The sequence below is a fragment of the Muricaecibacterium torontonense genome, from assembly GCF_004793925.1.
Taxonomy (GTDB): Bacteria; Actinomycetota; Coriobacteriia; order Coriobacteriales; family Atopobiaceae; genus Leptogranulimonas; species Leptogranulimonas caecicola.
Genome location: NZ_SRYE01000001.1, coordinates 509,259 through 521,235 on the forward strand (window position 1 = coordinate 509,259; position 11,977 = coordinate 521,235).

Genomic DNA, 11,977 nt, shown 5'->3' on the forward strand with positions numbered 1-11,977 from the left:
GCCCACCCCTCAAAGATTTGAAAGAAGACTCTTTATGGCTCAAAAAATCGCGTTCTTTGATATCGATGGCACTCTGTTATCCTTCCGTACCCACTCGATGCCCCATACCACCCAGGTAGCGCTTCAGGAGCTTCGCAACAACGGCGTGCTTATCTATATTGCGTCGGGCCGCGCGCTGTTCCAGGTGCCTTCGTTCTTGCGCAACGGCCAGGGTGATTTTGAGGGCTTCGACGGCTTTTTGTGCAACTCAGGCCAGGTGTGCTTGGATGAGCGCGGCATCTTTCGTATGACGGCGGTGGATCCTGAGGCGGTGCGCCTCATTACCGAGGAGGCACTTAAGGGTGGCTTTGACATCGTCTATATGACGGCGGACCGCGCCTTTACCCCGCGCCACGGGCCGCTGGTGACTGCCGCCGAGGAGCACGCTAACGTGAAGTTTGATGAAGACGTGCCAGAGGCTGCCTATACTCGTCCGGTCTACCAGCTCAATGCCTTTATCGCGCCCGAAGACGAGCACCTGATCACCGACGTCACCGACAAGGTAAAGCTGGTGCGTTGGACCGAGGATTTCGCAGACGTCATCCCTGCAGACGGCGGCAAGGATCAAGGCGTCTGGGCGGTGCTTGACCACTACGGCATCGATCGCAAGGATGCCTATGCCTTTGGCGACGGCGGCAACGACGCTTCGATGTTGGCCGCAGTGGGCAACGGTGTTGCCATGGGCAACGCAGACCACAGGGCAAAAGACGTGGCCAATGTGATCACCACTTCGGTAGACGATGCGGGCATTTACCGTGCCTGCGTGCACCTGGGCCTCATCGATGACGTGCTTCACATGTGCGAAGAGGACCGTTGCATCATGGTGATCAAGGACGGCAAGAACAAGTAGAGCCGGCTGTAGCAGTAAGGACACGGTCGACGCGGTATGCAGCCAGTTAGAGAGAGGGTGTCTGATGGACATGGAGAAGACCATCGAGCGCACTGAGCTCGATTACGGACTTGATGACATTGCAGCCACTGTACGCGGCTGTCGCAGCTATCGACGCTTCGATGACGGCGACCCTATTCCTCGCGAACTCATGCTGGCCTTGGTAGACTTGGCGCGCCAGACGGCCTCGGCAGGCAATTTGCAGCCCCTTCGCTATCGGTTGGTGAGCGATGCCAGCGTGCGCGATGGGGTATTTAAGCGCCTGGGATGGGCCGGCTATCTTGCCACCTGGGATGGACCGGAGCTGGCAGAGCGTCCCACAGGTTATGTCGTGGTATGCGCTGCCGATAAGGTCACCCCTCTGACCTGGGTGGACGCAGGCATCGCTTCTCAAACCATCCTGCTGGCAGCCACCGAGGCTGGTTTTGGCGGCTGCATCCTTCGCAACTTCAAACCCGATCTCGCAGAGTTCTTGAGCTTGGAGGGCGTCGAGCCCCTGCTGGTCATCGCGCTGGGCACTCCTGTGGAGAAGTGCGTGCTCGAGCCTTTGGACAGCTCCCCTGACGGCATAAAGTACTGGCGCGACGACCAAGGTGTGCATCATGTGCCCAAGCGCTCTCTAGAAGAGGTGCTGGTCTAAAGATCGGAGCTTCGCAGGTCTTGGGATGCCGAGAAACACCAGCTCACAGGGTTGGCGTTTCTCGGCAAGGGTAACCTTACGACAGTGTCATAGACCTGTTATCTAAATCGATGGATGTTAAGAGGCAGGGCTGTCAGCATTGAAGTCGATAAAAGATTCGGTCGAAGGAGACTTCAATGCTCGCAGCCATCCTCATTATTGCTTGTCTGGCCGTTTTGCTTCCCATGGTGGTGGCTCCGGTGATGCTTTACTGGTAGTACAAAAGTTGCTACAGCCTTTGTAGCAAACGGGCAAGGCGAGAGCTGCAAAGGGCGGCCTCGAATCGCGTAGGGCAATCAGTCCAAAAATGATTGGAAATCAAAGAGTCAGATAGGCATCGGCTTGATATTTACAGATGTCTGGCCGATGTATGGTGAGCGCATAGGGTGACGTATAGTTTTGTATAAATGCAGTTAAAACCAACTATATAATACAGTATATAGTTGGTTTAGCCCTGAAGGCGGCGGCAAAGAGGTCTGGCCATGCGCATGGAACAAGTGGGAAACCAACTGGCTGAACGCATCAAAGAAGATCCCTTCTGGCTGTGGATTGCCGCGCTGGTGCTCACTACGTTGGGAATGCTGTGCGCGGTGTTGGACCTACGGACTGCTACTGTGATTAGCAACTCGGTGCTGGTGGCCGTCTCTGCCGTCATGGCGGTGAGCCTCTATAAAAGCCGCCAGGTGCTCAGGTTTGGTTTCGCGCTCTTTTTGATGGTCTATGGGCTTGTGCTGATCTTTGGCCCGTTCTGGGGCTTTCCCTTTTGGCTCAATTAAAAGCTGAATGGGCGGCGGACATACCGCCGTAGTCATCAAAAGTAGAATATGAATAAGGAACCGCATTACGTTTTAGGCCAGGCAGATTACGTATCCTGGGAACCTATGTCAGCGAATCACGACTTTAAGGTGGTATTCAAACTGCGTTTCAGCGCACATGGAACAGTTCTATCTGAGTAGGTTTGGTATGAATGGGTGGGAAGAACCAAAAAGAAAGGATGTTCCATGGCATTTCAAAAGGTAGTAGTGGCAGGCGGCGGTGTGCTGGGCAGTCAGATCGCATTTCAAAGCGCCTACTGCGGACTTGACACCACCATTTGGCTTCGCAGTGAGGGCTCCATTGGCCGTACGCAGCCAAAGATCGACCAGCTGGTAAAGGATTACCACGCGCAGATCGACGAGATGGCAGAGGCCCTCAAGAAGAGCCAGGAAGAGGGCGAGCCCATGCCTACCGGCGCTTGGGCTATGGGCATCGCGGATCCCGACAACTTTGATCCTGATGCCTGCCACAAAAAGGTGGACGAGGCCACCAAGAACCTGTGCTTAGAGCTGGACATGGCCAAGGCCGTAGAGGACGCAGACGTGGTAGTGGAGTCTATGGCCGAGCAGGAGAAGGCCAAGATCGACTTTTACAAGAAGCTTGCGCCGCTTATGCCTGCCAAGACCGTGCTGGTCACCAACTCCTCCAGCCTTCTGCCCAGCACCTTCGCGCGCTACACCGGCCGTCCCGACCGCTATCTGGCCATGCACTTTGCCAACCACATCTGGAAGAACAACATCGCCGAGGTCATGGCCCAATCCAAGACGTCGGCGGCCTCCTTCGACGCCGTCATCGGGTTTGCCAAGAAAATCCGCATGGTGCCACTGCCGGTGCATAAGGAGAAGGCAGGCTACCTGCTCAACTCCATGCTTATCCCGTTTTTGTTCTCGGCCATGGACCTCTATGTGAACGGCATCTCCGACCCTGAGTCCATCGATACCGCCTGGGTCCGCGGCACCGGCTCACCCAACGGCCCCTTCCAGATCCTCGACGTCGTGGGCCTGGTCACCGCGTACAACATCGTGCAGCCCTACACCAAGATCCCCGGATTCGTCGCCCCCTACAACTTCAAGGGTATCTCCGCCATGCTCAAGAAGAAGATCGACGCTGGAGAGACCGGCGTTGCCGCCGGCAAGGGCTTCTACGACTACAGCCAGAAGTAAGCCCTAAAGTCTTGCATTTCGCAGGCCATGAATACGCCGCCCTCCCCACACGTCATATTGGGGAAGGCGGTGTTTTGCTGTCGAGAAACCCAGCCATCGCCACCGGAAGCTCAAGGCCCCTTGCGCTGTCAATATGCCAAGAAACCTCTGCATCCCGTCCAGCAGCTAAAACAGGTCGTCGGTGTCCAGCCAAATGGTGATGGGGCCGTCGTTGATGAGCGACACCTGCATCTCTGCGGCGAAGATGCCGGTCCCCACCGGCACGTCGCAGGCAGCTATCTGGCAAAAGTGCTGGTAGAGCTCGTTTGCGAGCTCTGGCTTTGCGGCGTCGGTAAAGCCGGGGCGATTGCCGCGGCGGCAGTTGGCGTAGAGGGTGAACTGGCTCACCACCAGCACGCTGCCGCCCATCGCCTCCAACGACAGGTTCATCTTGCCGACCGCATCGTCAAAGACGCGCAGGCGGCGAATCTTGTCCCAGAGGCGCTCGGCGATCTGGGGCGTGTCATCAGGCCCCACTCCCAAAAGGATGAGGAACCCATTGCCAATGGCCCCGGTGACCTGGCCGTCTACGGTGACTTGGGCTTGGCTTACTCGCTGCAGCAATGCGCGCATGGGCCCCTCCTTAGGTGTTCGCAGGATGATTGCCATCAAGCTTGGGGTCGAGGATCAAGGGATTGAGGCTATAGAGGCGGGTGTATTTCTCGGCAAGGTAGTCGCAGTAAAAACGGGCGTCAAAGGGCTCGCCGGTGGCTTCCAAGATAAGCTCTGCGGGCTCTTTGGCTCGGCCCCAACGCCAGATGTGGTCCTTTAGCCAAGCGCGCACGGGGGCCAGGTCGCCGGAGGCCAGCACCTCTTCCCAGCTGGTGCCGTCGGCTGCAAGGGACGCCTTAAGAGCATGCAGCAACTGGGCGCCGTAGGCGCTGCCCAGGGCATAGGTGGGGAAGTAGCCAAAGGAGGCCTGGGACCAGTGGACGTCCTGGAGGGCGCCGCGGCGGTTGTCGGGAACCTCTACGCCCAGGTAGGAGCGGTAGAGCTGGGCCCATGCCTCGGGCACCTGGGCCGCGGTGAGGCTGCCGTCGAAGAGCTGCTTCTCGATCTCGTAGCGCACCATGACGTGGAGGGGGTAGGTGAGCTCGTCGGCCTCGGTGCGCACCAGGCTGGGCTCCACGCGGTTGGCGGCCAGGAAGAACTCATCGGGCGTGACGGAGGCCAGCTGCTCGGGGAAGTGGGAGGTCAAAAGGGCCAAAAGCGGCTTGGCAAAGGCGCGGTCACGGCCCACCAGGTTCTCGAAGAAGCGGCTCTGGGCCTCGTGCATGCCCATGGAGGTGCCTCCATGGAGGCAGGTGAGGTCGTAGGCGGGGTCCACGCCGGCCTCGTACATGGCGTGGCCGCCCTCGTGGAGCATGGAGAAGACGTTGGAGAGCAGGTCGTCGGGATAGATGTGGGTAGCGATGAAGACATGCTGAGAGTCGATGGCGTCGGAGAAGGGGTGTTCTGTTTGGCCCAACACCAGCTTTTGAGGGTCGACGCCCTCCGAGGTTGCCAGATCGCGAGAGAGCTCCCACTGCACGGCGGGGTCAAAGTAGCCGCGCACGCACTCGTTCGAGAGCTGAGGCGCCTTTGTCACCGCAGCCACCAGGGGCACCACGGTGGCCTTGAGCTGGTCGAAGAAGGCGTTGTAGAAGGCGCGGCTGGTGCCGTGCTCAAAGAGGTCCAGCAGTGTGTCGTAGGGGTCTGCCTCAGGATTCAGCGCCACCGCCATCTCTTTGGAAGCGGCCACCAGCTGATCCAGATAGGGGGCAAAGTCATCCCAGCGATCTTTCTGCTTGGCGCGCTTCCAGGCGTCGGTGGCCTCGTTGGTAAGGCGGGCGATGCGGCCTGCCAGCGGGGCAGGGATACGCAGCTGCTCCTGCTGGTCGCGGTCCATGACGCGCAGCTGGGCTGCGCGGAAGAAGTCCAGCTGGCTCTTGTGGGCCTTAAGCTGGGCCACGATGGCCTGGCTCTCCTCGCCACACAGCAGCTGGCGGTCGTCCTCCTGCAGGGTAGCCATGGCCTCGCCGCGGTTGTGGGCGCAGGCGGCGGGGTCGGCGGTCTCTGCCAGCCAGAGGGCGCTGATCATGCCGTAGCGAAGGGCGTAGCGCCTCAGCTCCAAGGCATCGAGGGCGGCCAGGGTATCTTGAAGGTCCGAGTGCGCCATAGGGGCTCCTTAACTCGATGGGGCAGGGGAGGCGGGCACATCTCATGCATCAACAAATGCCGACAAACCCACCCTCCCTACAAGGGATGTCTGGGCTCATCCTACCCCTCATAAACCCCTCTGACCCCACCTAAGTTTTCCATTGGGGATGGACGTTTTTCTCGGCGGCGAAATGAGGCTCCAACGCTGATAGAGTGGATAGCGTTGAAAGGAGAGCTATGGCGAGTTCTTACTTGAGTTTTGACGAATGGGAGGATGTCTACGCAGACCGCATAGAGCATCTTCGCCGCAGTGCCGTGCGCGACCTGTTCGCAGCTATATCCAGACCCAACGTCATTGGGCTTTCCGGCGGCAGCCCTGACATCTCCAGCCTGCCGCTGGACGAGGTGGCCGAGTGCGCCAAGCGCGTAGTCACCGAGAACGGTTTGAAGTCTTTGCAGTATGGCGGCTCGGATGGGCGCATCGAGACCCGCACCATGGTGGCCGACATGCTGGCAGAAGACGATATCCACGTGGATCCCGACGAGATCATCATCACCGGCGGCTCCCAGCAGGCGCTGGACTTCATGGGGCGCGTGTTCATCAACCCCGGCGACAAGATCATCGTGGAGGGCCCCAGCTATCTGGGCGCGCTCCAGGCGTTCTCGGCCTATCAGCCAGACGTCGAGGTCGTTCCCATGGACGGCGAGGGCATGCGCATGGACGCGCTGGAAGAGACCCTCAAGCGCCTGGGGCCCCGCGGCGCCAAGTTCATCTACACCATCCCCAACTTCCAAAACCCTGCAGGCGTCACCATGACGCTGGAGCGCCGCAAACGGCTTTTGGAGCTGGCCCGCGAGTATCACATCCAGGTGATCGAGGACGACCCCTATGGCCGCCTGCGCTTCGAGGGCGAGCACATCCCGCCTTTGAAGTCCATGGACCCCAACGTCATCTACCTGGGCACCACTTCCAAGATCTTTGCCCCGGGCCTGCGCTTGGCCTGGTGCGTGGCACCCAAGCCGGTGATCGCCAAGATCAACCTCTGCGAGCAAGGAGCAAGCCTTTGCTGCAGCGCCTTCAACCAGATTCTGGCCGAGCAGTACTTCGGCCGCACCGACTGGAAAGGCACCCTGGAAAAGTCCAAGGCTATCTATAGGAGCCGCCGCGACGCCATGATCTCGGCGCTGGAGGAGTTCTTCCCGCCCGAGGCCACCTGGACCCACCCGCAAGGCGGCCTCTTTGTCTACGTGACGCTGCCGCCTTACTTTGACACCGAGCAAATGATGTCGGCTGCGCTGGAAAACGGCGTGGCCTACGTGCCTGGCTCCAACTGCTTCCCCAACGGCGAAGGCAAGTCCTCCATGCGCTTGGCCTTCTCCTACGAGCCAGAGGAGAAGATTCGCGAAGGCGTCAGGCGCCTCTCGGAAGTCATCGCAGACCGTATGGAGCTCTACCGTGCGTTCCTCAAGGCAGGGGCTCTGCCTGAGGCCTCAAGCGAAGGGATGTAATCCATGGACAAGCTGACAGTTGCCGTAATTATGGGAGGCTCCTCCTTTGAGCGCCGGTTCTCCCTGGCCAGCGGCAAGCACGTGGTGGAGGCGCTTCAAGAGGCCGGCCACACTGTGATCCCTTTGGATGCCGACGAGAACCTGGTAGACACCCTGCGCGCCGAGCGCCCGGACGTGGCATTCATCGCCATGCATGGCGCCGGCGGCGAGGATGGGGCGGTGCCTTCGCTGCTCACCTTTTTGGACATCCCCTTCGTGGGATCACTGCCCCCGGTGTGCCGCAACACCTGGAACAAGGCCGAGCTGCCCTTCGTGATGGCCCGTGCCTATGCCCCTGAAGACTCCGTGGTGCGCTGGCCTGCCCAAATCGCGCTGCCGGCAGGGGCTTTCCGCAACCTGGGCGCCGCCAAGGCGCTGGACCTCATGCCCGAGCGCGTGGGTGGCTTCCCGCTGGCGGTGAAGCCTGGCTGCGGCGGCTCTGCCATGGGGCTTTCCAAGGTGGAGGGTGCCGACCAGCTGGGCGTGGCCCTGATGGGCGCCTTGGCCTACGACGACACTGCGCTGGTACAGGAGTGGGTGGAGGGCGCCGAGCTCTCCGTCACCGTCATTGGCGACCCCGGCGACGAGACCGTGCTGCCTCCGGTGGAGATCGTGGCCGACGGGATCTACGACACCGACGCGCGCCTGAACCCCACAGAAGTCCACTACTTCTGCCCGGTGCGCCCCCAATCGCTCTCGCCCGACCCCTCCGAGGCAGACGTGGCCCGCAGCACCTGCGAGCGTGCGGCCATCGAGGTCTATCGCGCCTTTGGCTGCCGCGACATGGCCCGCATCGACATGGTGTGGGACGGCGCCGCCCCTCGTGTGCTGGACCTCAAGGTCTTCCCCGGCCTTACCGAGACCTCCCTGGTGCCAGTGGCCCTTGCCGCCGCCCAGATCTCGCTGCCCGAGCTGCTGGACTCCATGGTGCAGCAAGCCTACCGGCGCGGCTGCTAATCAGGCCGTCCACGCCGTCCACGCCCCTAATGCGCATTGCGCGAAACCCTAAAAGGAGGAAGCATCATGTCCCAGACGTTGGTTGAGATTCTTGGTGTGACAGAGGATGTGGACGGCGCCTGTGGCCCGGAGCGCCTGCTGGTGGGCATCGACGTGGGAGGCACCACCGTCAAGGTGGCTCTGGTCACCTTGGACGGGGTGGTGCAGGCCAGGGATGCCGTGCGCACCAAGTCCATGCGCACCGGCGAAGAGGTGCTGGAGGCAGCCAAGCAGGTCCAGGCCCTCGTCGCCGAGAACCTCAAGCCTCAGCAGCAGGTGGCCGCCGTGGGCTTGGCGCTCCCCGGAGTAGTGACTGCAGAAGACACCCTGCTCATGGCTCCCAATGTGGATGTGGACCTGGAAGGCCTCATCCTGGCGCTGGAGCGCGTCATGGGCGTGAAGGTCTACCCGGTGAACGACGCCAATGCCGCCGCTTTGGGCGAGATGTGGAAAGGCGCCGGCGAAGGTGCGCGCAACCTGGTCTTTGTGACGCTGGGCACCGGTGTGGGCGGCGGCATGGTCTTTGACGGCGCGGTGGCGGTGGGGCGCAACGGCGGCGCCGGAGAGATAGGCCATATCGTGGTGGAGCCAGGCGGCCGCCAGTGCAACTGCGGCCAGAGAGGCTGCCTTGAGATGTACACCTCGTCCCGGGGCCTGGTCTATCTCTATCGAGCCGCCTGCGAGGCCGCCGGCGAGGACCCTGTGCCTTTAGAGCACGACGCCCATGCGCTGCCTATCTTCGACGCCGCCCGCACCGGCGACCCGGTGGCCCGGGGGGCCATCAGCCAGTACAGCGCCTACTTGGGCCGTGCGTTGGGCATGCTGGCCTGCGCCCTTGACCCCGAGGCCTTTGTCATTGGCGGCGGCATGAGCGCGGCCTTCGACCTCTTTGGCCCCGAGCTTGTCGCCGCCTATCAAGCCGCCACGCTGCCCACTTGCGCCGACACTCCCATTGTGGAGGCCACCATGGGCAACCTGGCAGGCATGGTGGGTGCTGCCTACCATGCCAAGACCCGCGAGGGGCTCTAGGCGCGCCGACAGCTCCGCGCTGCGACCTCGCAGAATGGCCTCCGGCGGCTCTTGACGCCCCAGCCTTGGCTCGATGATGTGTTTGCAGATGGGCGCCCAGTCTTTTGAAGGTCTGTGCTTCTCGGCACCCTTTTTAAGGCTGGGCGTTTTACCTGGGGCGATAGTGCGGTATACACTAAGAGACTGTGCCTTGGGGCACACCCATGTAGTTCGACCGGCGGCTTGGAGGTCGCTCCGTGAAACAAACCGATACATTTAAATATGAACTATTGCTGCGCCTGTGTGACGAAGCAGCGCACGATAACGAGGCTGTTGAGCTGGCGCCTCAAGACATCCTGCCCCACTATGGCGAGCGGGACACCCAGGCAGAGCTCAAGCAGGCAGCGCATTTTTTCTCGGCAGTGCAGTCGTTGGAGAGCCTGCGCATCGTGCGCATGAAGAAATCTCGCCGCGACGGCGCCACCTACGTGGACTCCATTGTGCTGGAAGACCTCGAGGCCGCAGCCGCCGAGCTGGCCAAGTTCGAGCGCAGGCTCGAGCAGGAGGCGCGGGAGGCAGCCTATAGGGAGCGTCAGCAGGCTGCCTCTGCCGAGGAGGACGAGGCCTCGGAGGCCGAGGTGCCTGAGGCCTATGGGGCGCTGGAGGAGGCAGGAGCTCAAGAACCTGGCTCCTCTGAGGGCGCCGAGGAAGCGCCGTCCGCCGAGAGTGCGGATGAAAGCGCATCCAGTGGGTCGTCGCGGCCTCGCAGGGGTCGGGGGCGCCGCAACTCTGGTCCTGTGGACCCACGCATCACCCGGGAAGCCTGCGAGTATTTAGAAGAGGTGGATGCCCCGCTCACCCCTCGCGAGCTGTCGCTTTTGGTGACCGGCGACACCAAGAAGATCGACAAGACCGGCCTCAAGCGCCTGGCCTCCACGCTGCGCCGCAAGAACTCTGCCTCGTCGAACCAGGGGGCGCTCACCGATGCGGGAGTCATTGCAGATCTTAAGACCATCTGCATCAAAGGCCCCATCGTTCTGATCACCGATAGGGGTGCCATCGACGCCTCCATCCTGCCCAACGGCATCTCCATGTTCGATGTGGACTTGCCCAACATCGACCGCTCCTACGTGCGTGCCAAGCGCATCATTACCGTGGAGAACCTGGACGCCTACCGCCGCTGCAACGGCGACGACGTCTATATCTACACGGAGGGGTCGGTGTCTCCGCGCCATCGCGCCTTGCTGCGCATGATCCACGAGCAAAACCCCCAGGTGGAGTTTGCGCACTTTGGCGACATCGACTATGCGGGCATCAAGGCCCATAGGGTGATCGAGGAGACTTTGGGCTGCGAGGTGGGCATGTTTCACATGGGCATCGCCGAGCTGGCCAACCCCTCCTACCGCAAGGCCATTCACCCGCTCACTTCCAAAGACCGCGATCTGTTGGCGCGCCTTTTGGAGTACGAGCGCTACCGCGGCCTGGTCTCCTACATGCTGGAGCGAAACGTCAAGTTGGAGCAGGAGATCGTGGCGCTGGACCTCTTCTCCGACTACGACGTGGACGCCGCCATGGCCCTTCCGGAGGGCCGCGGCGCCGCCGAGGAACCCAGGCCTGCACCCGCGCGCGCTGCCTCGCGCAGCCGCGCCCGCCGCTCCAACGAGGGCACCTACAAGCGTCAGGCGCGCCAAAACGCCCCTTCTCGCGTCGAAGCCCCCGCCGCGGCCGCCTCTGCACAAGAGGAAACCCCAGCTCGCACCCAATCTAAAAATGTTGCAGCTACTCAAAAGCCTGCGCCTGCCAAAGCCGCGCCTGCTCCCGCCACGTCTCAGGCTGCCGAGAAGCCCGCGCCTCCCGCCCAAGACGCCGCCGCAGCCTCTGAGACGGCAGTAACCGGCGAAGACGCGGCTGCTCCAGAACCCGAGAAACGCACTCGTCGGCGCACTCGCAAGCCGCGTGCTAAAGCTGCCGCTTCCAAGGGTGCTGAGGCTGCTGACGCGCCAGCAACTCCCGACTCTCCCCAGGAGGCCTCTGAGCAGCCAGAGGTTGTCCCTGCCGAGCAGCCAGAAGCCGCGAGTGCTGAGCCACCCCAGCCCAAAGCGTCCAAAGCCAAGGCGTCCCGCCAGCATCGTCGCGAGACGGAGCAGCAGCGCCAAGGTCTCTTGGCCAACGTCTCTGCCGGTAAAGTCTCTGCCCTCGATCTCATGGACGCCGTGGATGACTTGGCGCGCTCCATTCCGGTGATTCAGCTTTTAGCGGCGCTTCCCGGATGGGACCATGAGCGCGCCCAAGCCTTTATGGACCAGGAGTCCATCAGCCATGGCCGCACCCTGCGCGGTTTGGGCAAACGCCAACAGGCGCGGGTGCGCGAGGCCATCAAGGAGCATGCGTAAAGCTCAGGGCCCAGACGCCCCTTAAAGCATCTGGGCGTAAAATCACTTGCATGCACGCTTTTCTTAACGCCAAAGGAGTTTCATGAACAATACCCTGCAGTCTGTCATCACAGGCTTCGTCGTCTTTGTCGTCCTCATGGTCCTTTTGGGCCTTTTCGTCACCGGCCTCAGGTTCTTTGTGAACACCCTCTTGCCCATCGGCGTGGTGCTCTTTGTGGCCTACATCATTTGGTATCTGGTAAAGGGCCGCTATCAGGCCTAATGAGGA

General features: G+C 61.5%; 11 protein-coding genes. 9 read left to right on the top strand and 2 right to left on the bottom strand.

What is annotated here, in order from left to right:
- Positions 1–34: 34 nt before the first annotated feature.
- The 4 genes from E5334_RS02095 to E5334_RS02110 all read left to right on the top strand — a co-directional run bounded on the left by E5334_RS02095 (position 35) and on the right by E5334_RS02110 (position 3,586).
- Positions 35–889, top strand: a complete 855-nt coding sequence (locus E5334_RS02095) for a Cof-type HAD-IIB family hydrolase (protein WP_136011941.1) — start codon at positions 35–37, stop codon at positions 887–889.
- A gap of 64 nt (positions 890–953) precedes the next feature.
- Positions 954–1,568, top strand: coding sequence for a nitroreductase family protein (locus E5334_RS02100; protein WP_265591599.1), 615 nt, complete (start codon positions 954–956; stop codon positions 1,566–1,568).
- A 521-nt stretch (positions 1,569–2,089) separates the two neighbouring features.
- Positions 2,090–2,383, top strand: a complete 294-nt coding sequence (locus tag E5334_RS02105) for a hypothetical protein (RefSeq protein ID WP_136011942.1) — start codon at positions 2,090–2,092, stop codon at positions 2,381–2,383.
- A gap of 225 nt (positions 2,384–2,608) precedes the next feature.
- Positions 2,609–3,586 carry a 3-hydroxyacyl-CoA dehydrogenase gene (locus E5334_RS02110; RefSeq protein WP_136011943.1) on the top strand — a complete coding sequence of 326 codons (978 nt, stop codon included), beginning with the start codon at positions 2,609–2,611 and terminating at the stop codon, positions 3,584–3,586.
- A 165-nt stretch (positions 3,587–3,751) separates the two neighbouring features.
- Here E5334_RS02110 and dtd read toward each other — a convergent pair whose 3' ends face one another.
- Together dtd and E5334_RS02120 are read right to left on the bottom strand one after the other, a co-directional pair.
- The gene (gene dtd / locus E5334_RS02115) at positions 3,752–4,198 is read right to left on the bottom strand and encodes a D-aminoacyl-tRNA deacylase (RefSeq protein ID WP_136011944.1); all 447 of its coding nucleotides are present in this window, start codon (positions 4,196–4,198) and stop codon (positions 3,752–3,754) included.
- 10 nt (positions 4,199–4,208) lie between these two features.
- On the bottom strand, positions 4,209–5,783 hold the full coding sequence (locus E5334_RS02120) for a carboxypeptidase M32 (protein WP_136011945.1): 1,575 nt from the start codon (positions 5,781–5,783) through the stop codon (positions 4,209–4,211).
- 218 nt (positions 5,784–6,001) lie between these two features.
- Between E5334_RS02120 and E5334_RS02125 the strand changes: the two genes are divergently transcribed.
- The 5 genes from E5334_RS02125 (at position 6,002) to E5334_RS02145 (ending at position 11,971) form a co-directional block, all read left to right on the top strand.
- Positions 6,002–7,273 carry an aminotransferase-like domain-containing protein gene (locus E5334_RS02125; RefSeq protein ID WP_136011946.1) on the top strand — a complete coding sequence of 424 codons (1,272 nt, stop codon included), beginning with the start codon at positions 6,002–6,004 and terminating at the stop codon, positions 7,271–7,273.
- 3 nt (positions 7,274–7,276) lie between these two features.
- A complete protein-coding gene (locus tag E5334_RS02130) occupies positions 7,277–8,269 on the top strand; it encodes a D-alanine--D-alanine ligase family protein (RefSeq protein ID WP_136011947.1) in 993 nt (330 codons plus the stop codon).
- Positions 8,270–8,335: 66 nt separating this feature from the next.
- Positions 8,336–9,337, top strand: a complete 1,002-nt coding sequence (locus E5334_RS02135) for an ROK family protein (protein ID WP_136011948.1) — start codon at positions 8,336–8,338, stop codon at positions 9,335–9,337.
- A 236-nt stretch (positions 9,338–9,573) separates the two neighbouring features.
- Positions 9,574–11,709 (top strand): Wadjet anti-phage system protein JetD domain-containing protein, encoded by a 2,136-nt coding sequence (locus E5334_RS02140; RefSeq protein ID WP_136011949.1) that lies wholly within the window; start codon positions 9,574–9,576, stop codon positions 11,707–11,709.
- An 82-nt stretch (positions 11,710–11,791) separates the two neighbouring features.
- Positions 11,792–11,971 carry a hypothetical protein gene (locus tag E5334_RS02145; protein WP_136011950.1) on the top strand — a complete coding sequence of 60 codons (180 nt, stop codon included), beginning with the start codon at positions 11,792–11,794 and terminating at the stop codon, positions 11,969–11,971.
- Positions 11,972–11,977 lie beyond the last annotated feature (6 nt).

What these genes read in the sequence shown, in the direction of transcription:
- E5334_RS02095 (WP_136011941.1), top strand. Translation starts at nt 35, where the DNA reads ATGGCTCAAAAAATCGCGTTCTTTGATATCGATGGCACTCTGTTATCC.
- E5334_RS02100 (WP_265591599.1), top strand. Translation starts at nt 954, where the DNA reads ATGGACATGGAGAAGACCATCGAGCGCACTGAGCTCGATTACGGACTT.
- E5334_RS02105 (WP_136011942.1), top strand. Translation starts at nt 2,090, where the DNA reads ATGCGCATGGAACAAGTGGGAAACCAACTGGCTGAACGCATCAAAGAA.
- E5334_RS02110 (WP_136011943.1), top strand. Translation starts at nt 2,609, where the DNA reads ATGGCATTTCAAAAGGTAGTAGTGGCAGGCGGCGGTGTGCTGGGCAGT.
- dtd (WP_136011944.1), bottom strand. Translation starts at nt 4,198, where the DNA reads ATGCGCGCATTGCTGCAGCGAGTAAGCCAAGCCCAAGTCACCGTAGAC.
- E5334_RS02120 (WP_136011945.1), bottom strand. Translation starts at nt 5,783, where the DNA reads ATGGCGCACTCGGACCTTCAAGATACCCTGGCCGCCCTCGATGCCTTG.
- E5334_RS02125 (WP_136011946.1), top strand. Translation starts at nt 6,002, where the DNA reads ATGGCGAGTTCTTACTTGAGTTTTGACGAATGGGAGGATGTCTACGCA.
- E5334_RS02130 (WP_136011947.1), top strand. Translation starts at nt 7,277, where the DNA reads ATGGACAAGCTGACAGTTGCCGTAATTATGGGAGGCTCCTCCTTTGAG.
- E5334_RS02135 (WP_136011948.1), top strand. Translation starts at nt 8,336, where the DNA reads ATGTCCCAGACGTTGGTTGAGATTCTTGGTGTGACAGAGGATGTGGAC.
- E5334_RS02145 (WP_136011950.1), top strand. Translation starts at nt 11,792, where the DNA reads ATGAACAATACCCTGCAGTCTGTCATCACAGGCTTCGTCGTCTTTGTC.